The sequence below is a fragment of the Rhodopseudomonas sp. genome (genome assembly GCF_036404135.1).
GTDB lineage: Bacteria > Pseudomonadota > Alphaproteobacteria > Rhizobiales > Xanthobacteraceae > Rhodopseudomonas_A.
In genome coordinates, this window is the sequence record NZ_DASWPE010000123.1 from 1 (window position 1) to 25,599 (window position 25,599).

Genomic DNA, 25,599 nt, shown 5'->3' on the forward strand with positions numbered 1-25,599 from the left:
GTTGGTGTCTCGCAACCCGATCCTACCGGGCAAATCGCCGATGGCCGCCGCAAAGCCGCCCGCCCGCTACGGCGCTATTTGAGGTCGCGCGTGCGGGCGGCTTTGCTCTACCGAGCTACACCACTTGGCGGGACACGACCATAGTCTCAAGCCCGCGATCCGGCCGACCGCAACCGCCGATGCGATTTATGCGTTCTGACCTTTAAGCATGCGTGCCGCCGAGCATGATCGGGCTCCGCGGTGATCACACCTCACCGGCGGCATCATCTGCAATTTCAGCCCATTCCAAGACTACGTCATTCTCGGGGGTGATTGTGAACGCGATGACAAGGGGAGGAATGTATCTCTCGATCATCCTTGTCCTCGCGTAGCGAATTCTGCACCAATCATTTTCGATGAGAGGAAATCCGAATGGATTCTGCATCAACGCTTCGACCACCGTTTCCAGCGCAAGATCCACGGCACGGTATCCGCCAAGACGAGCAACGCATTCAGAGAAATACTGACCCTCAATAATCTGTCGCACTTACTTGCTTCGCCAACCGCGCTCGGCCGCTAATTGCAGCAATCGAGCCGACTGCGCGCTTCCAACAGGCTCGTCGGAAAGGTAGGCAAGCTCGTAGGGCATTGCCTCGCCGTCCTCTCTTGTCCGCCAAGCGACACCGTGCGAGTGATCGCTCGTTTCTTTGCCGGTCTTGCTCCAATAGAAGGCGATCGCGCGGTCGAGAAACTCAATGTCCTGGCCGCTGAACATGCCCAGGATCGGTGCTCCAAGAGCCACCGGCCGCTGTTCTTCATACCCGCCTTGCGGAATCTTCTGGATCTGAAGCAAGCCGTCGGACTGCAGCTCGTTCAACACCGGCATCATCTCCACCGGAGCCGGACCGAACTTTCTGCGTTGATATTGTCGTCCCGTGACCGGCTGACCTCGCTGAGCGAAAGAATCAAAATCGGCCCTCCATAGGATTTTGTTGAGCTTCACCAGGCCGAAAAAGGGAGCTTCGGCGCAAGCCTGCGCGACATACAAAATCGCCTCCCGAAGCCGCCGCTGGCCGCCGGGCAAATTGACTTTCCAGGTTAGCTTCGTCCGGGTCTCAGGAAGACTTGACATTTGATGATTTTATGCGGTTTCGCGATTCGTGCCTAGAGGTCGGCGGCGGTCGGCATCCACTTTAGGGGGGCTCGAGCTGTCTCTCCGGCATAACCCCGGGCAAAGTCGATGGTTAATCGCGTCTTAACCTCGCCGTATCTATGGTGGCTGATCCGTTTTCCGCTCGATCCCGCATGCGATCGACCGCCTGAAAGTGCTGGCGCCTCGAATGGCTATGACCGCTTCTTCCCGCGCGGCGCAGGACGCCGGCCACCCCTCCGGCGGTGAGGCCGAGCGCTCGCCGTTCGCCCGGCTGACCGAGCTGCTCGCGCCCTATCAACCCAAATTGCCGCTGATCAACCTGTCGGTCGGCGAGCCGCAGCACGCGCTGCCGGGCTTCGTCGGCGAAGTGTTGGCGCAGCATATCGGCGAATTCGGCCGCTATCCCGCAGCCCGTGGCATCGCGCCGTTCCGGCAGGCCGCGGCCGGCTGGCTCGGCCGCAGGTTCACGCTGCCGCGCCCGATCGATCCGGAGAGCGAAATTCTGGTGCTGAACGGCAGCCGCGAAGGCCTGTTCCTCGCCGCGCTCGCCGCCGTCCGCCATGTCGGCCCGCGTGCCGGGACGCCCGCGATCCTGTTGCCGAATCCGTTCTATCCGGCCTATGGCGCCGGCGCCCGCGCCGCCGGCTGCGAGCCGGTGTTTCTGGAAACCACCGCGGCCAGCGGCTTTCTGCCCGATCTCGACGCGCTCGACGAGGCGACGCTGGCGCGCACCGTGGCGATCTATCTGGCGTCGCCGGCCAATCCGCAGGGCGCGGTGGCGAGCTTGGCCTATTTCGCCCGGCTGAAGGCGCTGGCCGAGCGCCATGATTTCATGGTGCTGGCCGACGAATGCTATTCGGAGATCTACACCCGGCAGGCGCCGGGCAGCATGCTGGAGGCGGCGGGGCCGGATTTCGCCCATGTGGTCGCGTTCCAGTCGCTGTCGAAGCGCTCCAACCTGCCCGGCCTGCGCCTCGGTTTCGTCGCCGGCGACGCCAAATTCCTCAATCTGTTCCATGAATTGCGCAATGTCGCCGGACCCCAGGTGGCGATGCCGCTGCAGCATGTCGGGGTCGCGGCCTATGCCGACGAGACCCATGTCGAGGAGAACCGCAGGCTGTACCGGCAGAAATTCGAGCTCGCCGACCAGATCCTCGGCGCCCGTTACGGCTACAGCCGCCCCGCCGGCGGCTTCTGCCTGTGGCTCGACGTGTCGCAGCACGGCGGCGACGAGGCCGCGACCGTGAAGCTGTACCGCGACGGCGGCGTCCGCGTGGTGCCCGGCAGCTATCTCGCCCGCCGCCAGCTGGACGGCAGCAATCCCGGCGCCGGCTATATCCGTCTGGCGCTGGTGCAGGATGCCGCCGCCACCGCCGAAGCGTTGCAGCGGCTGGTGCAGCTGCTCGATGAGAAGCCCGGCCGATGAGCATGCCAGCGATCGAACGCGTCATTCCCCTGGTCGGACATCTGCCCCACGCCATCCGCGAGAGCCTGGCGCGGCGGCTGCGCGAACTCGCCGGCGTCGGCCTCGTGGTGCTGGCGATGGTCGCCGCCGCGGCGCTGATGACCTGGTCGGTGCAGGACCCCAGCCTCAGCCACGCCACCTCGCGGCCGATCCGCAATATTCTCGGCTATTCCGGCGCGATCGGCGCCGATCTGGCGATGCAGATCCTCGGACTCGGCGCCATCGCGACGATTCTCACCGTCGCGGTGTGGGGCTGGCGGATGATCACCCATCGGCCGTTCGACCGCGAAGCGCTGCGCATCGCCTGCTGGATCCTGTGCACCGTGATCGCCGCCGGCTTTGCCAGCTGCTGGCCGCCGGTCGGCTCCTGGCCGCTGCCGACCGGGATCGGCGGCGTGGTCGGCGACGCCTTGGTGCGCGCGCCCGCGGTGGTGTTCGGCCCGCCCGGCTTCATCTACCGGGTGGTGCTCGGCCTCATTCTCGGCTCGGCGATGCTGGCCTCCTTCGTAATGGCCTGCGGGCTCGGCGCCCGCGAGCAGCAGCAGGTCTCGATCGAGGTCGACGACACCCCGCTCGAGGAAGACGATGACGGCGGCTCGGTATCGCTGGGCTTCCTGGTGCACGCCGCGATGAGCGCCAAGGCACGGCTCGCCCGGCTGTTGACGCTGGCCTATCGCTCGCTGGTGTCGAGCGCGCCGGCCGGCCGCGCCGCCGGCTTCGAACGCCAGGAGCCGCGGCTCGGCGGCAGCCGTCCCAGCCCCTCGATCGCGCCGCAGGCCGACGCCGGCGAGCACGACGCCGACGAGGACGACGAGCCCGAGTCCGAGGACGAGGAGGAGGCGCCCGCCGCCCGCGCGCCGCGCAACAAGAAGGCCGCGCCGCGCCAGCCGGCCCGCAAATCCGCCGACAAATTCGAGCTGCCGGCGGTGGCGATGCTGACCTCGCCGAAGGCCTCCGACCGCCAGCCGCTCTCAAAGACCGAGCTGGAAACCAATTCCCGCGCGCTGGAAGGCGTGCTCGGCGATTTCGGCGTGCGCGGCGAGATCGTCAAGGCGCATCCCGGCCCGGTGGTGACGCTGTACGAATTGGAGCCGGCGCCCGGCATCAAGTCGTCGCGCGTCATCGGCCTCGCCGACGACATCGCGCGTTCGATGAGCGCGCTGTCCGCCCGCGTCGCGGTGGTGCCCGGCCGCAATGCGATCGGCATTGAGCTGCCGAATCCGCACCGCGAAAAGGTGTATTTGCGCGAACTCCTCGCCGTGAAGGACGGCAACGAGTCGGTGGCGAAATTGCCGCTCTGCCTCGGCAAGAACATCGGCGGCGATTCGATCATCGTCGATCTGGCCCGGATGCCGCATCTGTTGATCGCCGGCACCACCGGCTCCGGCAAATCGGTCGCCATCAACACCATGATCCTCAGCCTGGTGTACCGGCTCAGGCCCGATCAGTGCCGCCTGATCATGGTCGATCCGAAGATGCTCGAATTGTCGGTCTATGACGGCATCCCGCATCTTTTGACGCCGGTCGTCACCGATCCGAAGAAGGCGGTGGTGGCGCTGAAATGGGCGGTCCGCGAGATGGAGGAGCGCTACAAGAAAATGTCGAAGCTCGGCGTGCGCAACCTCGACGGCTACAATTCGCGGCTCGCCGAGGCCAAGGCGCGCGGCGAGGAATTGACCCGCACCGTGCATACCGGCTTCGACAAGGAAACCGGCAAGGCGATCTATGAGGACGAGAAGCTCGACCTCGAGCCGTTGCCCTATATCGTCATCATCGTCGACGAGATGGCCGACCTGATGATGGTCGCCGGCAAGGACATCGAAGGCGCGGTGCAGCGCCTCGCGCAGATGGCGCGCGCCGCAGGCCTGCACGTCATCCTCGCCACCCAGCGGCCCTCGGTCGACGTCATCACCGGCACCATCAAGGCGAATTTCCCGACCCGCATCTCGTTTCAGGTCACCTCGAAGATCGACAGCCGCACCATCCTCGGCGAAATGGGCGCCGAGCAGCTCCTTGGCCAGGGCGACATGCTGTATATGGCCGGCGGCGGCCGGATCAGCCGCGTGCACGGCCCGTTCGTCTCGGACGAGGAGGTCGAGAAGGTGGTGCGCCACCTCAAGACCCAGGGTCAGCCGGAATATCTCGAAGCGGTCACCGCGGAAGAGCCGACCGACGAGGACGGCGCGGTGTTCGACGCCACCGGGATGGGCGGCGAGGGCGGCGACCTGTTCTCGCAGGCGGTCGCCATCGTCAAACGCGATCGCAAGGCCTCGACCAGCTATATTCAGCGCCGGCTGCAGATCGGCTATAACCGCGCCGCGTCGCTGATGGAGCGGATGGAACTGGAAGGCATCGTCGGCCAGGCCAACCACGCCGGCAAACGCGAGATTCTGGTCGAAGAAGAGGAAAGCGGGTTTTGAGCCTGACCCCGCCCAACGATGGCGCGCCGGAGTCGCGAAATCGCCACAGCGTTGGCTTAGCCGCAAGCGCTGCGGCGGCGGTTCCGTTGCAGCGCGCGAAATCGGTCCCCATCCGGACCGCAACCGATGTAAAATGCCCGCTTCCCGCGGCCAGGACGACGCAGTGACGATCAACGCTCCCACAGCAGACTGCAGGCCGCGGATGTCGCGGCGCAAGCCGCACGCGCGGCGCACGCTGGCGTTGACGCTGGCGGTCGGCCTGTTGGCGGCGCCGGTCGCCGCGCAAACCATTCCGTTGCCGAAACCGGCGCCGAAGCCGCGCGACGGCGGCATCCAGCTCTCCGCCACCACCCAGCCGGCCCGCGGCCCCGGCAGCGGCGCCTCCAGCGCGCCGCCGGAGCCGGTGATTCCCGATCCGCGCCGCAACACCCCGAGCCCGTTGTTCGTCACCTTCGACGCCCAGCAGAAGGCGCAGGCCGCCCGCGTCAGCAATTACCTGTCATCGCTCTCGACGCTGGTCGGCAATTTCGTCCAGGTCGGGCCGGACGGCAGCCGCACCAAGGGCGATTTCTACATCCAGAAGCCCGGCAAGGTGCGCTTCGAATATGACGAGCCGAGCCCGATCGCGATCATCGCCGACGGCTCCTCGGTGGCGGTGCGCGACCGCAAGCTGGCGACGCAGGACATCTATCCCTTATCACAGACCCCGCTGCGCTATCTGCTCAGCGACCGCATCGATTTGCTGCGCGATACCAACGTGGTCAGCGTCACCGCCGACGACCTGTTCATCTCGGTGGTGATCGAGGAGAAGCAGGTGCTGGTCGGCACCAGCCGGCTGATGCTGATGATCGGCGCCAAGGACAATCAGCTCAAGCAATGGACCGTCACCGATCCGCAGGGCTACGACACCACGGTCGCGGTGTATAATCTCGACTCCTCGAAGAAGCCCGATCCCGGTATGTTCAAGATCGACTTCACCAACTACTCGACACCGCCGGGCTAGCGCCCAGAGTCAAGGCCTCATGGTGAGGAGCGCGCCTCCCGGCGCGCGTCTCGAACCACGTGCATTCTGCCCTCTCATCCTTCGAGACGTGGCCTTCTTCCCTCTCCCCTTGTGGGAGACGGTGCCTTCGCGTAGCGAAGGCGGGTGAGGGGTGCGACCTCTCGCCTGCAAAACCCCTCGCTCGGCGCAAGCTCGCTTTGCTCGCTTCCGCCACCCTCTCCCACAAGGGGAGATGGTAAGATGCATCGCCGCTCTGGCCCGGATCCCCATGCGCTTCACACTAACAACCTGGAATATCAACTCGGTGCGGCTGCGCATCGATCTCGTGGCAAAATTTCTCAAGAGCGAGCGCCCCGACGTGCTGTGCCTGCAGGAAACCAAATGCCCCGACGACGCCTTTCCGCTGAAGCGCTTCAAGCGGCTGGGCTATGAGCACGTCGCGCTGAACGGGCAGAAGGGTTATCACGGCGTCGCGGTGGTCTCGAAGCTGCCGTTCGCTTCCACCGACATCCGGGTGTTCTGCGAGAACCTGGATTCGCGGCACATCTCGGTTTCATTCGCGCCCGAACACACCGCAGCGCCGCTGGTGGTGCATAATTTCTACGTGCCGGCCGGCGGCGACATTCCCGATCCCGCGCTCAATCCGAAATTCAAGCACAAGCTCGCCTTCCTCGACGAGATGAAGTCCTGCGCACCGCTGCATCCGCAAGGCGACGCCCGCCACATCCTGGTCGGCGATCTCAACGTCGCGCCGCACGAGCACGACGTCTGGTCGCACAAGCAGTTACTTAAAGTCGTCTCGCACACCCCGGTCGAATGCGAAAAGCTGTTGGCCGCGCAACAGCAGGGCGGCTGGCTCGACGTCGCGCGCGAACGTATTGCGTTGTCGGAAAAGATCTACACCTGGTGGAGCTATCGCGCCGCCGACTGGCGGATCGCCGATCGCGGTCGCCGGCTCGATCATATCTGGGTGTCGCCGGCGCTCGGGCCCTGCGTGCAGGACTACAAGGTCAACCGCGACGCCCGCGGCTGGGAACGCCCGAGCGACCACGTGCCGGTGACCGTGGTGATGGAGTTGTAGTTGGTATCGGGAGCGTAGGAGTTGCCCCAGCGGCCGAAGCAATATACCGCGCCGCGACAACGGCAGCGAGCCCCCTCTCCCGCTTGCGGGCAGGGCAATCGCATATGAAAGTTAGCGGTTGCTGCGAGGACCACCCTCCCCTGGAGGGGGAGGGTCGCTCGCGCAGCGAGCGGGGTGGGGTGGCGAAGAGTTCATCCGCCGCGCGCGCTGCTCACCCCACCCCGGCGTGCACCGCGCTACGCGCGGTCAGCGCCGACCCTCCCCCTCCAGGGGAGGGTGAAGAAAGCTGCGAGGCAATGGCCTGCGAAAATCCATGTGCGGCGCCCTGCCCGCAAGGGGGAGGGAGAGGGAGCGCGCCGTGCCTAGTGTAAATGTCGTGCCGCCAACGATGGCGCCCGCAGCAGCAACCGCCGGCACTCAGCCGCCCAGCCGCGCCCCGGCCTTCAAAATTTCGCTGGCGATCCGCGTGGTGCGGGCGGCGAGGTCGTCGCGCAGCCGCACCGCAGCGGCGGGGTCGGCTTCCAGCACCCGCTGAAACAGCCCGCGGCCGATCCGGATCACCGCGGAGTATTCCTGCGCCACCGCGCTGGAGGGCCGCGGCATCGCCACCATCAGAGCCAGTTCGCCGATCAGCGCGCCGGGCAGCGCCACGATCTCGTGGCTGCCGGCGTCGTCGGCGCTGATCTTGAACGAGCCGCGCTGCACCACATAGCCGGCATCGGCCATGTCGCCGGCGTTGAACAGCACGTCGCCGCGGGCATAGACGTGCTGGTCGGAGCCGATCGCCAGCATGCGTAGCGAAGCGTCGCCCAACAAGCGCAATGTCGGGACGCGCTCGAGCAGCGCAACATCATCTTCGATCGACATCAAGGACCGGCTGATCGGGACGCAGGGACAAACTCCGCTAAAAAGCGAATCGGCGCCCGAATCGTATCACGGCACCAGCTTGTAGCCACCGGCTTCGGTGACCAGGATCTCGGGATTCGCCGCGTCCTTCTCGATCTTTTGGCGTAGCCGGTAAATATGCGTTTCCAGCGTATGCGTGGTGACGCCGGAATTGTAGCCCCACACCTCCTGCAGCAGCGTCTCGCGCGACACCGGCGACAGCCCGGAGCGATAAAGGAAGCGCAGGATCGCGGTTTCCTTCTCGGTCAGCCGCACCTTCTTGGCGTTGGCGCCGGTCAGCATCTTGGAGCCGGGGCGGAAGCTATACGGCCCCACAGTGAACACCGCGTCCTCGCTGGCCTCGTGCTGGCGCAGTTGCGCGCGGATCCGCGCCAGCAGCACCGCGAAACGGAACGGCTTGGCGACATAGTCATTGGCGCCGGATTCCAACCCAAGCACGGTGTCGGATTCGGTGTCGTGCCCGGTCAGCATGATGATCGGCGCCTTGAAGCCGCCCTTGCGCAGGCTGCGCACCACCTCGCGGCCGTCGGTGTCGGGCAGTCCGACATCCATCAGCACCAGGTCCGGCGCCTCCGCCTTGGCGGCGATCACCCCCTTGGCGCCGGTGTCGACCGCCGAGGCCTCGAATTCCTCGTGCAGCGACAATTGTTCGACCAGCGCGTCGCGCAGGTCGTTGTCGTCGTCCACGATCAGGATCTTGCGAGCGTTCGGCATCGGTGAGGTCCTTTGGGCGGGCATCGGGGTCGCGTCGGCGACGGGCGGGGCGCCTTCGTCGGATCGCGCTCCCAAGCGGCGGGTCGCTGGGGTAGTGTGGTCCAGATAGGAACGTTTGCCGTCAAATATAACTCCACCGCCGTGAAATTTAACCTCGCGGCCAGCGCAGGAAAGCCCGTCGTCCTTTGCAACCCGTTACTTTATCGACGATTCGTCCGATTCTGCGGCAACGCGAGTGCCGCGCCGCGCTATCCGTGGTGCGGGTGCGGCCGGCCGCCGGCCACCCGCAGCGCGGCTGGCTGACCGCCGCCGGGATCGTGGTGCCGGTGGCGCTGGGGCGCGGCGGCATCAAGGCCGACAAGCGCGAGGGCGACGGCGGCACGCCCCGCGGCACCTTCCGTCCGCTGCGGCTGTGGTGGCGCGCCGATCGGCTACCGCGGCCACGGACGCTGTTGCCGGTGCGCCGCATCACGGCGCAGGACGCCTGGTGCGAGGATCCCACCGACCGGCATTACAACCAGCCGCTGCGGCGGCCGCCCGGCGGCGCCTTCGACCGGCTGCGGCGCGACGACCATCTCTATGATCTGATTATCGAAATCGACCACAACACGCGCCCGCGCGTGGCCCAGCGGGGAAGTGCTGTGTTCCTGCATGTCGTGCGCGACAATTTCGGCCCGACCGCCGGCTGCGTGGCGATGCGCCGCGCCGCGCTGCTGCGGCTGTTGGCGCGGCTCGGGCCGCAGACCAAGATCGTGATCGGGTGAGGCCTGACACAGCGTTGGCGTCATCCTGAGGAGCCCGGCGAAGCGCGTAGCGCGAAGCGGGGCGTCTCGAAGGATGGCCCGGTCGCTCGGAGCCGCATCCTTCGAGGCTCGCCGCAAATGCGGCTTCGCACCTCAGGATGACGACTCCCGGCAGCCGGCCGTCACCGATGCCCGAAAATCGCCGAGCCGACCCGGACATGGGTGGCGCCGAACGCGATCGCCACGGCGAAATCCGCGCTCATCCCCATCGATAGCTTGCTCAGGCCGTTGCGCGCGGCGATTTTCGCGGTCAGCGCGAAATGCGGCGCCGGCGCCTGGTCGACCGGCGGAATGCACATTAGCCCGGCGATCGTGAGCCCGTAACTATCGCGGCAGGCCTTGATGAAGCCATCGGCGTCGGCCGGCGCCACCCCGGCCTTTTGCGGCTCCTCGCCGGTGTTGAGCTGCACGAACAGCTCGACCGCGCGACTCTGCGCGGCGATTTCCTTGGCCAGCGCCTGGCACAGGCTCGGCCGGTCGACCGAATGGATGGCGTCGAACAGCGCCACCGCCTCCTTGGCCTTGTTGGATTGCAAAGGCCCGATCAGATGCAGCTCAACGCCGGGATAGGCCGCGGTCAGCGCCGGCCACTTGGCCCTGGCCTCCTGCACGCGGTTTTCGCCGAACACCCGTTGCCCGGCCTGCAGCACCGGGCTGATGCCATCGGCCTCAAAGGTCTTCGACACCGCGATCAGCGTCACCGCGGCGCGCGCGCGGCCGGCCTCGGCGCAGGCCCGCGCGATCTGCCGCTCGACCTCGGCGAGCCCGCTCATCGCCAATCGCTCGCAGGAAGCGGCGCGGCGCGGCGCCTTGGCGGCCATGGTAAAGCAAACCTTACCGGATCGCGGAAGGCGGCTGCGGTCTCACTCACGGCGTCTGCACCTCGTAGCACTACGTGGATTGCTCGAATTGTAGCGAATTGCAAAAAGGCTTCTTGAACCCTTTCCCATAGCCTGTTCGCCGGGGAATGGGGATGACGATGTCACGCGTCGGTTTCTACCGCAAAAAGGCGAAACTCAAGGGCATATTCGGGATCCGCGCGCGGCTGGTGCTGCTGGCGTTGATCCTGGTTGGCCCGTTGATGGTCGAGCGCATCCGCTCGCTGGAGGACACCCGCGTCAAGCAGGTGTCGATGGCGTCGAGCGAATTGTCGGCGCTGGCGGAGCGCACCGCGGCCTCACAGCGCGAGATCATTTCCTCGGTCGAGGCGGTGCTGAAATCCTCGGCCTATATCCACGCCTCGGCGTCGCGGATCGGCCGCGGCTGCGCCACCTTGCGCGCCAGCCTGCGGGTCGATCTGCCCTCGATCCGGATGCTGATGGTCGCGGGTCCGGACGGCATCGTGCGCTGTTCGACCTCGGCGATCTTTGTCGGCCTCAACATCAGCGATCGCACCTATTTCAAGAAGGCGATCGAGAGCCACGATTTCGTGGTCAGCGATTTCCTGGTCGGCCGGCAGACCGGCAAGGGCACCATCCTGGCGGCCTATCCGGTGTCGGCGATCGACGGCGGCGAGGAGGCGGTGCTGGTGGCCGGGCTCAACCTCGACTGGATGTCCGGGGTGATGGGCAATCTCGGCGGCCGTCCCGGCGTCACCGCGGCCTTGATCGACGGCGACGGCATCGTGCTCGCCACCCCGCCCGACCAGATGAGCCTGGTCGGCCAGCCCTTCGTCGGCCCGGCCGAGCCGGCCAATCCGGTCAACGATCTCGGCGCCGAGGAGCGGGCGTTCACCGCCGCTCCGCCCAGCAACGAGCGCGCGGTGTATTTCGCGCCGATTCGCGGCACCACCGCCCGGCTGGTGGTGGCGGTCGACGAGGCCAAGGTCTCCGCCGGCATCAACCGCGAGATCCGCACCGCCTATCTGCAGCTGGCGCTGGTCTGCTTCATCGTGCTGCTCGGCGCCTTGATCGCCGCCGAGCGGCTGATCGTGAAGCCGGTCAACATGATGACCGAGGTGGCGAAGAAATTCGGCCAGGGCGACTGGTCGGCGCGGGTCAGCCGCAAGCGGCTGCCGGCGGAGTTCGTGCCGCTGGCGCGCGCTTTCAACGCCATGGCGGCGCATCTGGTGGAGCGCGAACGCGGCCTGGTGGCGATCAACAACCGGCTCACGGTGATGGCCTCGATCGACGTGCTGTCCGGGCTCGCCAACCGCCGCGGCTTCCAGAGCCGGCTGGATTTCGAATGGATGAAGGCCGAGCAGAACAGCACCGATGTCGGGCTGTTGATGATCGACGTCGACCATTTCAAGCCGTTCAACGACACCTATGGCCACCCCGAGGGCGACGCCTGCATCAGCCGGATCGGTGAAACCCTGGCGACGATCGCCAACGACATCGGCGGCTTTGCCGCGCGCTATGGCGGCGAGGAATTCTGCCTGCTGTTGGCGGAGGCCGGCCGCGCCTCCGAGGTCGGCGAGATGGTGCGCAGCGCCGTCGCCCACCTCGCCATTCCGCACCGTACCAGCATTTTCCAGCAGGTCACGGTCAGCGTCGGGGTGGCGCGCACCGTGCCGCATCCGGCCAATGCGCCGCGCGACCTGATCGAGGCCGCCGACGCCGCGCTCTATGCCGCCAAGCACCGCGGCCGCAACGCCGTGGTCGAGCACGGCTTCCTCCACGGCTCGGATTCGGGGCTGTCGATGGCCAGCTGAGCGAGGCCGCCGCAAGCCCCCCGGCGCGGCCCTGCTTCCTTGTCGCAAGCCATTGACCCGCCACCGGCTTTTGTGGCCTAGTCGCCCGCCTCACGCGCCGAGCGAGCACCGGTTTGCGAGCTCATTCGCGCATCCTCCTTTTGCCGCCACAGGCGCTTGAACCGGCCGGCCCGTCTCCGAACAGCCCATGACCAACGAACGCTATAACGCCCGCGAATCCGAGCCGCGCTGGCAACGCCAGTGGGACGACAACGCGATCTTCGCCACCAAAAACGACGATCCGCGGCCGAAATACTACGTGCTGGAGATGTTCCCGTATCCGTCGGGGCGCATCCATATGGGTCACGTGCGCAATTACACCATGGGCGACGTGGTGGCGCGGACAATGCGGGCGCGCGGCTACAACGTGCTGCATCCGATGGGCTGGGACGCATTCGGCATGCCGGCGGAAAACGCCGCGATGGCCAACAAGGTGCATCCGAAATCCTGGACCTACGCCAACATCGCCACCATGAAGGCGCAGCTCAAATCGATGGGCTTGTCGCTGGACTGGTCGCGCGAATTCGCCACCTGCGATCCCGGCTACTACAAGCACCAGCAGCGGATGTTCATCGATTTCCTGGCCGCCGGCCTGGTCGAGCGCAAGCAATCCAAGGTGAACTGGGACCCGGTCGACAACACCGTGCTCGCCAACGAGCAGGTGATCGACGGCCGCGGCTGGCGCTCCGGCGCGCTGGTCGAACAGCGCGAATTGACCCAGTGGTTCTTCAAGATCAGCAAGTATTCGCAGGATCTTCTGACCGCGCTGGACCGGCTCGACCGCTGGCCGGACAAGGTCCGCATCATGCAGCGCAACTGGATCGGCCGCTCCGAGGGGCTGTTGCTGCGCTTTGCGCTGGATGCCGCCACCACGCCGAATCAGGAGACCGAGGTCGAGGTGTTCACCACCCGGCCCGACACGCTGTTCGGCGCCAAATTCGTCGCGCTGTCGGCGGATCATCCGCTGGCCGCGGAAGCCGCCAAATCGAATCCGGCGCTCGCCGCCTTCATCGAGGAGTGCCGCAAGACCGGCACCGCGCAGGCCGAGATCGACACCGCGGAGAAGCAGGGCTTCGACACCGGGATTCGCGCGGTTCATCCGTTCGATCCGAGCTGGCAACTGCCGGTCTATGTCGCCAATTTCGTGCTGATGGATTATGGCACCGGCGCGATCTTCGGCTGCCCGGCGCACGACCAGCGCGACCTCGACTTCGTCAACAAATACCGCCTCGGCAACCTGCCGGTGGTGTGCCCGGAAGGCCAGGACCCTTCGAGCTTCGTGGTCACCGACATCGCCTATGACGGCGACGGCCGCATGATCAATTCCAAGAACGGCTTCATCGATCTCGACGGCATGAGCATCGCGGATGCCAAGGAAACCGTCGCCAAGCGGCTGGAATCACTGACGCTCGGCAACCGTCCGGTGGCGCAGCGCCAGGTCAATTTCCGGCTGCGCGACTGGGGCATTTCGCGGCAGCGCTATTGGGGCTGCCCGATTCCGATCATCCATTGCGAGGTCTGCGGCGTGGTGCCGGTGCCGGTGAAGGACCTGCCGGTGCAATTGCCCGACGACATCGAATTCGACCGCCCCGGCAATCCGCTCGACCGCCATCCGACCTGGAAGCACGTCGGCTGCCCGCAATGCGGCGGCACAGCGCGGCGCGAAACCGACACCATGGACACCTTCGTCGATTCGTCCTGGTACTTCTCGCGCTTCACCGATCCGTGGAACGCGGAGGCCCCGACCACCCGCGCGGTGGTCGACCGCATGATGCCGGTCGATCAATATATCGGCGGCGTCGAGCACGCGATTCTGCATCTGCTGTACAGCCGGTTCTTCACCCGGGCGATGCAGGCCACCGGCCATGTCGGCTTCGACGAGCCGTTCAAGGGCATGTTCACCCAGGGCATGGTGGTGCACGAGACCTACAAGAAGCTCGACGGCAGCTTCGCCTCGCCGGCGGAAATCCGCGTCATCGCCGATGGCGACAACCGGCTGGCGAGCCTCTTGGACAGCGGTCAGCCGGTCGAGATCGGCCCGATCGAGAAGATGTCGAAGTCGAAGCGCAACACCGTCGATCCCGACGACATCATCGGCAGCTACGGCGCCGACACCGCGCGCTGGTTCATGCTGTCGGATTCGCCGCCGGATCGCGACGTGATCTGGAGCGAGGATGGCGTCAAGGGCGCCAGCCGCTTCGTGCAGCGGGTGTGGCGGCTGGTTTCGACGCTGGCGCCGCAACTGCCGGCGCCGGGCAGCAAACTCGACGCCGCAAACCATCCCGCGGCGCAGGCGCTGCGGGTCGCCGCGCATCGGGCGCTGTCGGAAATTCTCGCCGGCATCGACCGGCTGCGCTTCAACACCGCGGTCGCCAAGCTCTATGTCTATGTCGGCGATCTCGAAGCCGCGCTGGGCAACGCCGCCGAGGGGCAGATCGCCGGCGATGCGGTGCTGGCCGCGGCGGCGCGCGAGGTGATCGACATCCTGGTGCTGCTGATCGCGCCGATGATGCCGCATCTGGCGGAGGAATGCTGGACCGCGATCGGCCACAGCGGCCTGGTGTCGGAAGCCCGGTGGCCTCAGATCGAGGCCGCCTTGCTGGTGTCGGACAGCATTACCCTACCTGTTCAGGTCAACGGCAAGAAGCGCGGCGAAGTCACAGTGGCCAGGGATGCGCAAAATCCGCAAATTGAGGCTGCCGTTTTGTCGCTCGATGCGGTAAAACAGGCCCTGGATGGCAAACCCGTCCGCAAGATTATCATTGTTCCGCAAAGGATCGTGAATGTCGTGGGCTAGTCCCCGCCTTGCCGCCCGACTGATCGTCGTGGCCGCATTGGCCGCGCTGACCGCCGGTTGTTTTCAGCCGATGTATGCCGAGCGCAGCGATGCCGTACCCGGCCTTCGCGACAAGCTGGCCAGCGTCGAGGTTCCGGCGATCAATGCGCCGAACGGCTCGCGGGTGGCGCGAATCGGCGTCGAGATCCGCAACGCGCTGATGTTCAAGATGTACGGCAACGCCACCGGCATGCCGCCAACGCATCGGCTGGAAATCAAGCTCGCCACCACGCGCTCCTCGCTGATCGTCGATCCGACGACGGCGCTGCCGGCGATCGAGAATTACGGCATCGACGCCACCTTCGTGCTGAAGGAAAACGCCACCGACAAGGTGGTGCTGACCGGCAACACGTTCTCGCGGGTGTCCTACGACGTCCCCGGGCAGACCCAACGCTTCGCCCGGCAGCGCGCGTTCCGCGACGCCGAGGATCGCGCCTCGCAGGAAATCGCCGAAAACATCCAGACCCGGCTGGCGTCGTTCTTCTACGCCGGGATTTGATTTGGTCGCGCTGCGCGGACGAGAGATCGACAGTTTTCTCGCCCGGCCGGATTCCGGCCGACCGATCATTCTGTTGTACGGCCCCGACGCGGGCCTGGTGCGCGAGCGCGCCGAAGCGCTGATTGCGTCGGCGGTCGACGATCCCTCCGATCCGTTTTCGACCGTGCGGCTCGACGGCGACGAACTCGCGGCCGAGCCGTCGCGGCTGGTCGACGAGGCGATGACGATCCCGATGTTCGGCGGCCGCCGCGCCATCCGGGTGCGCGCCGGGTCCAAGAGTTTCGTCAGCGGCGTCGAAACGCTGGCCGACTCCGCGCTGCAGGATTGCCGGATCGTGATCGAGGCCGGCGATCTGAAGCCCGACGCCGCCTTGCGCAAGGCCTGCGAGCGCGCCAAGACCGCGGTGGCGATCGGCTGCTACACCGACGGCGAACGCGATCTCGCCAAACTGGTCGACGACGAATTGCGCAACGCCAATCTGCGCATCGCCGCCGACGTCCGCGCGCTGTTGGTGTCGCTGCTCGGCGGCGACCGCCAGGCCTCGCGCAACGAGTTGCGCAAGCTGGTGCTCTACGCCCACGGCCAAAACGAAGTGACGCTGGACGACGTCATGGCGGTGGTGGCGGACGCCTCGGAATTGAAGCTCGATCCGGTGATCGACGGCGCCTTCGCCGGCCGGCCGGCGCTGGTGGAGACCGAATTCACCAAGGCGATGAAGGCGGGCTCCAATCCCGACAGCATCATCATGGCGGCGCAGCGCCACGCCGCCTTGATGCACAAGGCGGCGCTCGCCGTCGACGCCGGCGGTTCGGAAGCCTCGGCGGTCGAGAGCGGCTTTCCGCGGCTGCATTTTTCCCGGAAGGCGATCGTCGAGGCGGGGTTGCGCAATTTCACTGCGCCGCGGCTGCTGGCGGTCGTCGAGCAGCTCGCCGCTGCGGCTTTGGAGATGCGCAAGCAGAATGCGCTGGCGCCGGTGATCGCGCAGCGCGCGCTGCTGGCGATCGCGGTCAACGCGAGGCGGCGGGGGTAGTCCGCTTCGCGCGAGCTGGCTTCTTGGAGAGCGGCGGCGGACAAGTGTGGAGCGGCTGCGGCCAAGTGCGCACAAGTGTGGGGCAGCTGCGGCCAGCCACAGACAAGCCGTCATTCCGGGGCGCACGTCGCGTCAGCGGCGCGCGAACCCGGAATCTCGCCACCAGCAAACGATTTCCCCAAGTAGCGAGATTCCGGGTTCGCTCGGCCTTTCGGCCTCGCGCCCCGGAATGACTGTTTCTTGTATAACGAGGCCAACAAACTCACCGGCGACGCCGTTAGGTCAAACGGCATCGACACGAACTAACCGCCGTCATCCTGAGGTGCGAAGCCGCACAGCGGCGAGCCTCGAAGGATGCGGCTGCGCGTGACGTGGCGGCTGCGCGCTCTCGGCCCATCCTTCGAGACGCCCGGCTACGCCCTTCGGGCTTCGCCGGGCTCCTCAGGATGACGGCGCTCCCCGCTTGTCGTCGCTCAGATCGCGAGGGCGATCACCACCAGCAGCAGCGCCCAGATCAGCACACCGATCCAACCGGCGAGATCCGATGCGCACAATAGGACGCCGTCGGGAAGCCGCTTGAAGCCAAGCCCATTGAAACCGATGTCGCGCGACTCCACCGCTTCGACCCGAATTCGGCCAAAGGTCAACACCGGAAGCAGCATCCGCGCCGTGGTGTAGCCGATGATGTCCAGCAGAAAATCGAGAACAAGCACTTGCGTTCTCCCGCCCCACCAGCCGCCAACTAACTCCCCGCCTCCAGCCGGCGCACGATGTCGTCGAGCTGGTCGAGGTCGCGATATCTGATCTGCACCGCGCCGGCGCCGCCGCGATCGTCGATGCTGATCTTCATGCCGAGCGCGTCGCTGATGCGCTTTTCCAGCGCCAGCGTATCGGGGTCCTTGGCGGCCTTGCCGGCGCGGGCTTTTTGCGGCGCGCGCTCCGGCACGCCCTCCTCGTGCGCCAGCGCCTCGGCCTGCCGCACGTTGAGCCCCTCCTCGACGATCCGCTTCGCAGCCAGCGAGGCATCCGGCACGCCGATCAGCGCGCGGGCGTGGCCGGCCGAGAGGTGTCCCGCGGCGATCAGCGCCTGCACGTCGTCCGGCAATTTGGTCAGCCGCATCATGTTGGCGACATGGCTGCGGCTCTTGCCGACGATCTTGGCGATGTCTTCTTGGCTGTGTTTGAACTCACTGGCCAGCGCGTGATAGCCCTGCGCCTCTTCCAGCGCGTTGAGGTCCTCGCGCTGCACGTTTTCGATGATGGCGATTTCCAAGGCCACCGCGTCGCTGACGTCGATCGGCACGATCGGCACTTCGTGCAATCCGGCGAGCTGCGAGGCGCGCCAGCGCCGTTCGCCGGCGATGATCTCGTAGCGGTCCTGCACGCCGCGCAGCGGCCGCACCACGATCGGCTGGATCACGCCGTGCTGCTTGATCGAATCGCTGAGTTCGCCAAGTTCGGCGTCGGAAAAGGCGCGGCGCGGGTTGCGCGGATTGGCCTTGAGGAATTCGATCGGCACCTTGCGCTGCGCGCGCGGCCGCTCCAGATGCGCGGCCTCGCCGCCGACATCGCCGATCAGGCTTGCCAGACCGCGACCCAATCGCGAACGCTGCTCGTCGGCCATCGGAAGCTCCCTTGGATTCACGTCGCATCTCCGCGTTGGATACTTGTACGAACGAACGGCGCGGTGCGCCGGTGGTGTGTAGCTCATCCTCGCGGCCATCCTTCGAGGCTCGCCGCAAGTGCGGCTTCGCACCTCAGGATGACGCCCGATATGTTGCGCCGCTTAAAACCTCTCCGCCATCCTAGGAGCCCGGCGAAGTCCGAAGGACGAAGGACGAAGCCGGGCGTCTCGAAGGATGACGGCGCACCGCGTCGAACTCACGCGCCGTCGAACCACGCTCAATGCGTGGTGCGCAGTTCGCGCTCGCGCTGGATCACTTCGGTGGCGAGCCGCAGATAGGCTTCCGAGCCGGTGCATTTCAGATCGTAGACCAACACCGGCTTGCCGTAGCTCGGCGCCTCCGAGATCCGCACATTGCGCGGGATCATGGTGTCGTAGACCTTCTTGCCCATGAATTGCCGGACGTCGGCGACCACCTGGTTCGACAGATTGTTGCGGCTGTCGAACATCGTCAGCACGATGCCGTGGATCGACAGATTGGGATTGAGCGTCGAGCGCACCTGCTCGACGGTCTGCAGCAGTTGCGACAGGCCTTCCAGCGCGAAGAACTCGCACTGCAAGGGAACCAGGATCGCGTCCGACGCCGCCATCGCATTCACGGTGAGCAGGTTCAGCGACGGCGGGCAATCGATCAGCACATAGGTGTAGTCGAGCGGCGGCTCGATGTTGTTGTTGAGCGCGCCGATGGCGTCGCGCAGCCGGAACGCGCGGTCGCGGGTGGCGCCGAGTTCGAGTTCGAGGCCGGAGAGGTCCATGGTCGAGGGCGCGATATGCAGCCGCGGCACCGCGGTCGGCACCACGGCGTCGCGCAGCGGCGCCTCGCCGATCAAGACGTCGTAGGTCGAGCAGTTGCGGTTGCGGCGGTCGATGCCGAGCCCGGTCGAGGCGTTGCCCTGCGGATCGAGGTCGACGATCAGCACCCGTTCACCGATCGCCGCCAGCGCGGTGCCGAGATTGATCGCGGTGGTGGTCTTGCCGACCCCGCCCTTCTGGTTGGCGAGCGCCAGGATCCGCGGCTTCGCCACGCCGCCTCGCCTATCACCTTGATATATCTCATCAATTACGGTCATACCGAGACGCCATGGGGGGTTGGGGCGGACTGATGCTGCCGCTCGACGGCGTCGAGTTCGACAATCCAGCCGTGTCCGCCGGTGAGGCTGGGATGCAGGCGTGGGCTGAGCTTCCAATATTTAGTGGCTTCGGTCAATTCCGCATCTACATCTTGACCCTTGAGAAACAAGGCCTTGGCGCCTTGCCGGATCAAGGGTTCCGCGAAACCGATGAGCTGGTGTAGCGGAGCCACCGCGCGCGCGGTGACGCAATCGACCTCGCCGGCCCATCTATCCACACTATCCCCGATATCCGCGAGGATAACTTGCCCGGCGCCGCCGGAGACGCGCAGCGCTTCGCGCAAAAACGCCGCCTTCTTGGCGTTGCGCTCGACCAGCCGCACCGAGCCGCCCGGTGCGTCGGCCATCGCGCAGGCCAGCACCACGCCGGGGAAGCCGCCGCCGCTGCCGAAATCGAGCCAGTGCTTGGCGTCGGGCGCGAGCCGCAGCAATTGCAGCGAATCCGCGATGTGTCGGGTCCACAGCTCCGGCAGCGTCGCGGGCGAAATCAGATTGGTCTTGGCCTGCCATTGCAAGAGGAGCGCCACATAGGCCTCGAGCCGCCGCTCTGTTTCACGTGAAACGGGGGTCAGCCCCAGCGCCGCGGTCTTGTCGGCGGCGAGATCGGGCGGCGGCGGGGCTTTTTGCAAACGTTGGGCCATCGGGCCGGGAAAATCCGTAGTTTGCGAGCGTCGGAGGTCGGAACTCGTGGGTCACATCGCGCAGGCGGGTCGGCAGTTGATGGGTCGCATCGCGCAGGCGAAGCGCTCAGATTACTCGCTCCTCGCGGCGTCGGTTCGCCGATTGCCGCGAGCGCTCGAATGCGTGAGGCCGCGAGTAGTTGAGACAACTCGTTCATAGCCCTGCCCGGCCGCGACTTCCATCGTTTAAGCGAAGAACGCCGCCGCGATGTGACGCCGGGCCAAGTGTGCGGCTTGAGCGTGACCCAGGTTAGCGGCCGGGTGGGGCCTTGGCGGCTGCGACGGAAACCACACTCGTTGTCACCAAACACGGAGAGGCCGTCATCCTGAGGCGCCCGAGCAACGCGAGGGCCTCGAAGGATGCGGCTACGGAACCGCGGCGCGGCCACCGACCCCGTGGCCATCCTTCGAGACACCCGGCTTCGCGCTCCGCGCTTCGCCGGGTTCCTCAGGATGACGGCGGGAATGAAGTGTAGCCTCATGGTGAGGTCAGCCTAATGGTTCGAGACGCGCCAAGGTGCTCCTCACCATGAGAGAAAGCGCTGTACCTTAGAGCCTGACCGAAAAAGCAGCGAGCAAAATCAGGGTTTTTTGTCATTGCGAGTCGGGGACGGCGCGTACGCCGACCGAGAGGCGAAGCAATTCAGGGCTGCAAGCGTGGCCCTGGATTGCTTCGTCGCAAGAGCTCCTCGCAATGACGCGTTTAATGCCTAATTTCATTGATCGCTTTTTGAGTCAGACTCTTAGGAGATGCGATTCTTTGCCTGAGAAAGGCTCAAGACCACGCTGTTGCTACGGTGTGGCAGCCGTCTGGGCTACCCCGGCTCGGGACACGGTCGCTTACAGTCGTCGTTGTTTCACGTGAAACATCGTCGTCGGACCTATGGACCCAATGGGACCGTCCGATGCCCTGGTGCTGAGGCCGAAACCGAAGCGCCGCCCTACCCCGCCGCCGAATCGACCCGCGTCTTGCGCGCCTCGCGCCGCAGATAGGCCGCCAGAATCCCCAGCGCAGCCGGCGTCAGGCCGTCGAGCCGCCCGGCTTGGCCAACGGTGCGCGGCCGGGCCTTTTCCAGCCGCCCGCGGGCTTCATTGGACAGCCCCGGCACCAGCGCGTAGTCGATCCCGGCCAGCAACAGCCCCTCGTCGCGGCGAAAGCCTTCGACGTCGGCACGCTGCCGCTTCAGATAGACCTCATAGGTGGCGTCGATCTCCAGATGCGTGGCGATCTGGGGCGCAATCGCCGTCAATTCCGGCCAGATCGCCGCGACCTGCGCCCAATCCACCTCGGGATAGGCCAACAGGTCGAACGCCGAGCGCCGCACCCCGTCGCGGTTCAGCGCCAGCCCGCATTTCGCGGCCTGGGTCGGCGTGATCGACAGCGACTGCGCGAGCACCTTGGCCTCAGCCAACGCCGCCATCTTGGTGCTATGAAACGCCGCCCGCTCGGCGCCGATGCAGCCCATCGTGATGCCCCTGCCGGTCAGCCGTTGATCGGCGTTGTCGGCGCGCAGCGTCAGGCGATATTCGGCGCGCGAGGTGAACATCCGGTACGGCTCGGTGATGCCGCGGGTCACCAGATCGTCGATCATCACGCCGAGATAGCCGTCGGCGCGGTCGAACACGACCTCGCCGCCGCCCGATGCTAGCAGCGCGGCGTTGAGCCCGGCGACCAGGCCCTGGGCCGCGGCCTCCTCATAGCCGGTGGTGCCGTTGATCTGGCCGGCCAGAAACAGCCCGCGCAATCGCCGCGCTTGCAGCGTGGGTGTCAATTCGCGCGGATCGACATGGTCGTATTCGATCGCATAGCCCGGGCGCAGCATCGTGACCCGCTCCAGGCCCGGAATCGTCGCCAGGATCGCGCGTTGCACCTCCTCGGGCAGCGACGTCGAGATGCCGTTGGGATAGACGGTGGGATCGTCGAGCCCTTCCGGCTCCAAAAAGATCTGATGGCCGTCGCGGTCGCCGAAGCGGACGATCTTGTCCTCGATCGACGGGCAATAGCGCGGCCCTGAGGACTGGATCTGCCCGGAATACATCGGCGAGCGATGCACATTAGCGCGGATCACATCGTGGGTCGCCGGCGTGGTGCGGGTGATGCCGCAGTCGATCTGCGGATTGGTTATTTTCTCCGTCAGCACCGAAAACGGCTCCGGCGGCTCGTCGCCGGGCTGCATTTCCACAGCATTCCAGTCGATGCTGCGGCCGTCGAGCCGCGGCGGGGTGCCAGTCTTCAGCCGGCCGAGCGCAAAGCCGAGCCGTTCGAAGGATCGCGATAATCCCAGCGCCGGGGCTTCGTCGATCCGCCCCGCCGGCCAGCTGTTCTCGCCGAGATGGATCAGCCCGCGCAGAAAGGTGCCGGTGGTGATCACCACCGCGCAGGCTGAAAGCTCGCGGCCATCGGCCAGCTTGACGCCAATGATGCGGCCGTCGGCGGTGAGGAGGTCGTCGGCCTCGGCCTCGATGACGTGGAGATTGGGCGTCGCCAGGATCGCCGCCTGCATCGCCGCGGCGTAGAGCTTGCGGTCGGCCTGGGCGCGCGGCCCGCGCACCGCCGGACCCTTGCGGCGATTGAGCATGCGAAACTGGATGCCGCCTTGATCGGCGACGCGGCCCATCAGGCCGTCGAGCGCATCGACCTCGCGCACCAGATGGCCCTTGCCGAGCCCGCCGATCGCCGGATTGCACGACATCGCGCCGATGGTGGCGAATGAATGGGTGACCAGCGCGGTTTGGGCGCCGAGCCGCGCCGAAGCCGCGGCGGCCTCACAGCCGGCGTGGCCGCCGCCGATCACGATGACGTCGAAGGAAGTCTGCATGGCCGCGGTTGTATCGCGGCTGTGGAAAACCGGGAAGCCGGAATCGGATCAATGGAGCGTTTCACGTGAAACGGCGCAAGCGGGACCGGGACTTGTTTCACGTGAAACAAGCCTGAGACCGGCGAGGGTGAGCGGCTCCGATCGTGAGCGTCTAAGCCTAGGTGAATTGAGGTGAACAAGATTTCATTACTTCAAGAAATAAACCAAGAAATATTACTTACCGACACAAAATTCGCGAAAAATCACGTCCAGAATATCCTCGACGTCGACCCAGCCAAGCAATTGCCCGAGCCGGTGCGCGGCGATGCGCAGCTCTTCGGCGATCAACTCGGCCGCCTCCGGCAGATCGACGGCGCGGCCGAGCGCATCCGCGGTCTGCCGCAGCAATTGCCGGTGCCGCGCCCGGCTGATCAGCGCCGAGCCCTCGTCGAAATGCGCCGCGGCAAATCGCGCCAGCGCTGCGATCAACTCGGCGACGCCGCGGCCGCTCGCCGCCGAGATCGAATGGCACGGCCAGCCGGTCGCCGACAAATTCGGCGGCGCCGCCTCGGCCTCGTCGACCTTGTTGCGCACCACCCAGAAGCCGTGCTGGCCCGCGGCCATCCATTGCCGCAACGGCTCCTCGCCGTCGCCGGCGGCCTGCGTATCGACCAGCCACAGCCGCAGGTCAGCCTCGGCGGCGCGGCTTCGCGCGCGGCGCACCCCCTCCTGCTCCACCGGGTCGCTGGCCTCGCGGATCCCGGCGGTATCGATCACCGTCACCGGATAGCCGTCGAGATCGAGATGCACCTCGATGATATCGCGCGTGGTGCCGGCATGCGGCGACACGATCGCCACCTCACGCCGCGCCAATTGATTCATCAACGTCGACTTGCCGACGTTCGGAGGCCCTGTGATCGCCACCACCAGCCCGTCGCGCAGCTTTTCGCTGCGGCCCTCCTGCGCCAGCACCTCTTCGATCTCGTCGAGTAGGATTTCGATCTTGGCCTTGGCCGGCGCGATCAGCTCGTCCGGCACGTCGCCCTCGTCGGCAAAATCGATCGCGGCTTCCACCAATGCGGAGGCCGCGATGATCTCTCCCCGCCAGTCGCGGGCTCTGTCGCCGAGCAGGCCCTTGAGCTGCCGCAACGCCAGGCGGCGTTGCCGCTCGGTGTCGGCGTGGATCAGATCGTCGAGCCCTTCGGCCTCGGTGAGATCGAGCTTGCCGTTCTCGAAGGCGCGCCTGGTGAATTCGCCGGGCTCCGCGGCGCGCAGATTGTCGATTGTCGCGATCGCCGCGACCAACGCCTGCAACACCGCGCGGCCGCCATGGATGTGAAACTCGGCGACGTCCTCGCCGGTCGCCGACGCCGGCCCGGGAAACCACAGCACCACCGCGTCGTCGATCGGTTGCCCACGCGCATCCTTCAACACGGCGCGAGTCGCTTGACGTGGTGGCGGCAGTCGCCCGGCGATTCGTTCGAGCACGGTCGCGGCTTCAGGTCCGGAAACGCGGATGATCGCGATCGCCGAAGGCGGTCGGCCCGAGGACAACGCGAAGATGGTTTGCTGGCGCGGATGCATCGCCTATTTGGCGTCGCCGCGATCATCACGCAATGAAAATGCAGCGCGGCTGATGCCAGCCACAAAAAAATCGACGCGGACGCCGATTCATCAACACCATCAAGTCTTTAGTCGAGGTGATGGTGGTATATAACCGTTTTCGTCGCCGCGTCCGCGCGCTGCCTTCGGTTTGCCGCAAGATTTTCGAGGCGTTTTGAAGCCTCGAAAACTGGCGCCGGCGGAGCGTGCAAAACGCTCCGCCGGCGCCGTAGTCGATCAGGTGTTCATCGATTCGAAGAACTCGGCGTTGTTCTTGGTGTTGCGCAGCTTGTCCAACAGGAAGTCGATGGCGTCCATCGTTCCCATCGGGTTGAGGATGCGGCGCAGCACGTACATCTTCTTCAACAATTGCGGATCGGTGATCAGCTCTTCCTTGCGGGTGCCGGAGCGCGAGATATCGATCGCCGGGAAGGTGCGCTTGTCGGAGACCTTGCGGTCGAGGATCAGTTCGGAATTGCCGGTGCCCTTGAACTCTTCGAAGATCACTTCGTCCATCCGCGAGCCGGTATCGACCAATGCGGTGGCGATGATGGTGAGCGAGCCGCCTTCTTCGATGTTGCGCGCGGCGCCGAAGAAACGCTTCGGCCGCTGCAGCGCGTTGGCGTCGACGCCGCCGGTCAGCACCTTGCCCGATGACGGCACGACGGTGTTGTAGGCGCGGCCGAGGCGCGTGATCGAATCGAGCAGGATCACCACGTCGCGGCCGTGTTCGACCAGGCGCTTGGCCTTCTCGATCACCATCTCGGCGACCTGGACGTGACGCACCGCCGGCTCGTCGAAGGTCGAGGACACCACCTCGCCCTTCACCGAACGCTGCATGTCGGTGACTTCTTCCGGCCGCTCGTCGATCAGCAGCACGATCAGGTAGCATTCCGGATGATTGGCGGTGATCGAATGCGCGATGTTCTGCATCAGGACGGTCTTGCCGGTGCGCGGCGGCGCCACGATCAGCGCGCGCTGGCCCTTGCCGATCGGCGCCACGATGTCGATGACGCGGGCGGAGACGTCGCGACGGGTCGAATCTTCGAGTTCGAGCCGGAAGCGCTGGTACGGGAACAGCGGCGTCAGATTGTCGAAATTGACCTTGTGCTTGGACTTCTCGG

22 protein-coding genes are annotated in these 25,599 nt (G+C 66.1%); 10 read left to right on the forward strand and 12 right to left on the reverse strand.

Going from position 1 to position 25,599, the window contains the following annotated elements; translation table 11 throughout:
* Window positions 1-244 precede the first annotated feature (244 nt).
* Entirely contained in the window at window positions 245-460 is a 216-nt protein-coding gene (locus VGC77_RS15355; protein WP_331172430.1) for a hypothetical protein, read from the reverse strand.
* A gap of 66 nt (window positions 461-526) precedes the next feature.
* The gene (locus VGC77_RS15360) at window positions 527-1,063 is read right to left on the reverse strand and encodes a Panacea domain-containing protein (RefSeq protein ID WP_331172431.1); all 537 of its coding nucleotides are present in this window, start codon (window positions 1,061-1,063) and stop codon (window positions 527-529) included.
* A 256-nt stretch (window positions 1,064-1,319) separates the two neighbouring features.
* Between VGC77_RS15360 and VGC77_RS15365 the strand changes: the two genes are divergently transcribed.
* The 4 genes from VGC77_RS15365 (at window position 1,320) to VGC77_RS15380 (ending at window position 7,101) form a co-directional block, all read left to right on the forward strand.
* The gene (locus VGC77_RS15365; protein WP_331172432.1) at window positions 1,320-2,558 is read left to right on the forward strand and encodes an aminotransferase class I/II-fold pyridoxal phosphate-dependent enzyme; all 1,239 of its coding nucleotides are present in this window, start codon (window positions 1,320-1,322) and stop codon (window positions 2,556-2,558) included.
* Window positions 2,555-5,017 carry a DNA translocase FtsK gene (locus VGC77_RS15370; protein WP_331172433.1) on the forward strand — a complete coding sequence of 821 codons (2,463 nt, stop codon included), beginning with the start codon at window positions 2,555-2,557 and terminating at the stop codon, window positions 5,015-5,017. Before VGC77_RS15365 ends, VGC77_RS15370 begins: the two co-directional genes overlap by 4 nt.
* Before the next feature lie 202 nt (window positions 5,018-5,219).
* Complete coding sequence (locus tag VGC77_RS15375) at window positions 5,220-6,020, forward strand: outer membrane lipoprotein carrier protein LolA (protein WP_331172434.1); 801 nt, start codon at window positions 5,220-5,222, stop codon at window positions 6,018-6,020.
* Window positions 6,021-6,288: 268 nt separating this feature from the next.
* Window positions 6,289-7,101, forward strand: a complete 813-nt coding sequence (locus VGC77_RS15380) for an exodeoxyribonuclease III (RefSeq protein WP_331172435.1) — start codon at window positions 6,289-6,291, stop codon at window positions 7,099-7,101.
* Between the two features lie 417 nt (window positions 7,102-7,518).
* On the opposite strand, the gene VGC77_RS15385 is transcribed toward VGC77_RS15380, so the two are convergent.
* Together VGC77_RS15385 and VGC77_RS15390 are read right to left on the reverse strand one after the other, a co-directional pair.
* Window positions 7,519-7,968: a cyclic nucleotide-binding domain-containing protein gene (locus VGC77_RS15385; RefSeq protein WP_331172436.1), complete on the reverse strand. Its 450-nt coding sequence runs from the start codon at window positions 7,966-7,968 to the stop codon at window positions 7,519-7,521.
* Between the two features lie 66 nt (window positions 7,969-8,034).
* Window positions 8,035-8,721, reverse strand: coding sequence for a response regulator transcription factor (locus VGC77_RS15390; protein WP_331172437.1), 687 nt, complete (start codon window positions 8,719-8,721; stop codon window positions 8,035-8,037).
* A 209-nt stretch (window positions 8,722-8,930) separates the two neighbouring features.
* Here VGC77_RS15390 and VGC77_RS15395 point away from each other — a divergent pair, with 209 nt between their 5' ends.
* A complete protein-coding gene (locus tag VGC77_RS15395) occupies window positions 8,931-9,485 on the forward strand; it encodes a L,D-transpeptidase family protein (RefSeq protein ID WP_331172450.1) in 555 nt (184 codons plus the stop codon).
* A 161-nt stretch (window positions 9,486-9,646) separates the two neighbouring features.
* Here VGC77_RS15395 and VGC77_RS15400 read toward each other — a convergent pair whose 3' ends face one another.
* On the reverse strand, window positions 9,647-10,345 hold the full coding sequence (locus tag VGC77_RS15400; protein ID WP_331172438.1) for a YggS family pyridoxal phosphate-dependent enzyme: 699 nt from the start codon (window positions 10,343-10,345) through the stop codon (window positions 9,647-9,649).
* A gap of 158 nt (window positions 10,346-10,503) precedes the next feature.
* Here VGC77_RS15400 and VGC77_RS15405 point away from each other — a divergent pair, with 158 nt between their 5' ends.
* From VGC77_RS15405 to holA, 4 genes are all read left to right on the forward strand, one after another.
* On the forward strand, window positions 10,504-12,177 hold the full coding sequence (locus VGC77_RS15405) for a diguanylate cyclase domain-containing protein (protein ID WP_331172451.1): 1,674 nt from the start codon (window positions 10,504-10,506) through the stop codon (window positions 12,175-12,177).
* Window positions 12,178-12,364: 187 nt separating this feature from the next.
* On the forward strand, window positions 12,365-15,013 hold the full coding sequence (gene leuS / locus VGC77_RS15410; protein ID WP_331172439.1) for a leucine--tRNA ligase: 2,649 nt from the start codon (window positions 12,365-12,367) through the stop codon (window positions 15,011-15,013).
* Window positions 15,000-15,551, forward strand: a complete 552-nt coding sequence (gene lptE / locus VGC77_RS15415) for an LPS assembly lipoprotein LptE (RefSeq protein ID WP_331172440.1) — start codon at window positions 15,000-15,002, stop codon at window positions 15,549-15,551. The genes leuS and lptE overlap by 14 nt, the downstream gene beginning before the upstream one ends.
* Window position 15,552: 1 nt before the next feature.
* Window positions 15,553-16,581, forward strand: a complete 1,029-nt coding sequence (holA, locus tag VGC77_RS15420; protein WP_331172441.1) for a DNA polymerase III subunit delta — start codon at window positions 15,553-15,555, stop codon at window positions 16,579-16,581.
* Window positions 16,582-17,054: 473 nt separating this feature from the next.
* Here the strand turns inward: holA and VGC77_RS15425 are convergent, their stop codons facing one another.
* From VGC77_RS15425 to mnmE, 6 genes are all read right to left on the reverse strand, one after another.
* Window positions 17,055-17,294, reverse strand: a complete 240-nt coding sequence (locus tag VGC77_RS15425) for a hypothetical protein (protein ID WP_331172442.1) — start codon at window positions 17,292-17,294, stop codon at window positions 17,055-17,057.
* Between the two features lie 29 nt (window positions 17,295-17,323).
* Complete coding sequence (locus tag VGC77_RS15430; RefSeq protein ID WP_331172443.1) at window positions 17,324-18,205, reverse strand: ParB/RepB/Spo0J family partition protein; 882 nt, start codon at window positions 18,203-18,205, stop codon at window positions 17,324-17,326.
* A 278-nt stretch (window positions 18,206-18,483) separates the two neighbouring features.
* Window positions 18,484-19,335, reverse strand: coding sequence for a ParA family protein (locus tag VGC77_RS15435; RefSeq protein ID WP_331172444.1), 852 nt, complete (start codon window positions 19,333-19,335; stop codon window positions 18,484-18,486).
* On the reverse strand, window positions 19,332-20,036 hold the full coding sequence (rsmG, locus tag VGC77_RS15440; RefSeq protein ID WP_331172445.1) for a 16S rRNA (guanine(527)-N(7))-methyltransferase RsmG: 705 nt from the start codon (window positions 20,034-20,036) through the stop codon (window positions 19,332-19,334). The genes VGC77_RS15435 and rsmG overlap by 4 nt, the downstream gene beginning before the upstream one ends.
* Before the next feature lie 980 nt (window positions 20,037-21,016).
* Window positions 21,017-22,894 carry a tRNA uridine-5-carboxymethylaminomethyl(34) synthesis enzyme MnmG gene (gene mnmG, locus VGC77_RS15445; protein ID WP_331172446.1) on the reverse strand — a complete coding sequence of 626 codons (1,878 nt, stop codon included), beginning with the start codon at window positions 22,892-22,894 and terminating at the stop codon, window positions 21,017-21,019.
* Between the two features lie 213 nt (window positions 22,895-23,107).
* Complete coding sequence (gene mnmE, locus VGC77_RS15450) at window positions 23,108-24,457, reverse strand: tRNA uridine-5-carboxymethylaminomethyl(34) synthesis GTPase MnmE (protein ID WP_331172447.1); 1,350 nt, start codon at window positions 24,455-24,457, stop codon at window positions 23,108-23,110.
* On the opposite strand from mnmE, the gene VGC77_RS15455 reads away from it, so the two are divergent.
* Window positions 24,390-24,590 (forward strand): hypothetical protein, encoded by a 201-nt coding sequence (locus VGC77_RS15455; protein WP_331172448.1) that lies wholly within the window; start codon window positions 24,390-24,392, stop codon window positions 24,588-24,590. The two genes, mnmE and VGC77_RS15455, sit on opposite strands and share 68 nt — an antisense overlap.
* A 122-nt stretch (window positions 24,591-24,712) precedes the next feature.
* Here VGC77_RS15455 and rho read toward each other — a convergent pair.
* Window positions 24,713-25,599, reverse strand: an 887-nt coding sequence (gene rho / locus VGC77_RS15460) for a transcription termination factor Rho (protein WP_331172449.1), incomplete at its 5' end; no start/stop codon positions are given.

Coding starts and splice junctions, on each gene's coding strand:
- VGC77_RS15365 (WP_331172432.1), top strand. CDS start 1,320: ATGGCTATGACCGCTTCTTCCCGCGCGGCGCAGGACGCCGGCCACCCC.
- VGC77_RS15370 (WP_331172433.1), top strand. CDS start 2,555: ATGAGCATGCCAGCGATCGAACGCGTCATTCCCCTGGTCGGACATCTG.
- VGC77_RS15375 (WP_331172434.1), top strand. CDS start 5,220: ATGTCGCGGCGCAAGCCGCACGCGCGGCGCACGCTGGCGTTGACGCTG.
- VGC77_RS15380 (WP_331172435.1), top strand. CDS start 6,289: ATGCGCTTCACACTAACAACCTGGAATATCAACTCGGTGCGGCTGCGC.
- VGC77_RS15385 (WP_331172436.1), bottom strand. CDS start 7,968: ATGTCGATCGAAGATGATGTTGCGCTGCTCGAGCGCGTCCCGACATTG.
- VGC77_RS15390 (WP_331172437.1), bottom strand. CDS start 8,721: ATGCCGAACGCTCGCAAGATCCTGATCGTGGACGACGACAACGACCTG.
- VGC77_RS15400 (WP_331172438.1), bottom strand. CDS start 10,345: ATGGCCGCCAAGGCGCCGCGCCGCGCCGCTTCCTGCGAGCGATTGGCG.
- VGC77_RS15405 (WP_331172451.1), top strand. CDS start 10,504: ATGTCACGCGTCGGTTTCTACCGCAAAAAGGCGAAACTCAAGGGCATA.
- leuS (WP_331172439.1), top strand. CDS start 12,365: ATGACCAACGAACGCTATAACGCCCGCGAATCCGAGCCGCGCTGGCAA.
- lptE (WP_331172440.1), top strand. CDS start 15,000: ATGTCGTGGGCTAGTCCCCGCCTTGCCGCCCGACTGATCGTCGTGGCC.
- VGC77_RS15430 (WP_331172443.1), bottom strand. CDS start 18,205: ATGGCCGACGAGCAGCGTTCGCGATTGGGTCGCGGTCTGGCAAGCCTG.
- VGC77_RS15435 (WP_331172444.1), bottom strand. CDS start 19,335: ATGACCGTAATTGATGAGATATATCAAGGTGATAGGCGAGGCGGCGTG.
- rsmG (WP_331172445.1), bottom strand. CDS start 20,036: ATGGCCCAACGTTTGCAAAAAGCCCCGCCGCCGCCCGATCTCGCCGCC.
- mnmG (WP_331172446.1), bottom strand. CDS start 22,894: ATGCAGACTTCCTTCGACGTCATCGTGATCGGCGGCGGCCACGCCGGC.
- VGC77_RS15455 (WP_331172448.1), top strand. CDS start 24,390: ATGATCGCGATCGCCGAAGGCGGTCGGCCCGAGGACAACGCGAAGATG.
- mnmE (WP_331172447.1), bottom strand. CDS start 24,457: ATGCATCCGCGCCAGCAAACCATCTTCGCGTTGTCCTCGGGCCGACCG.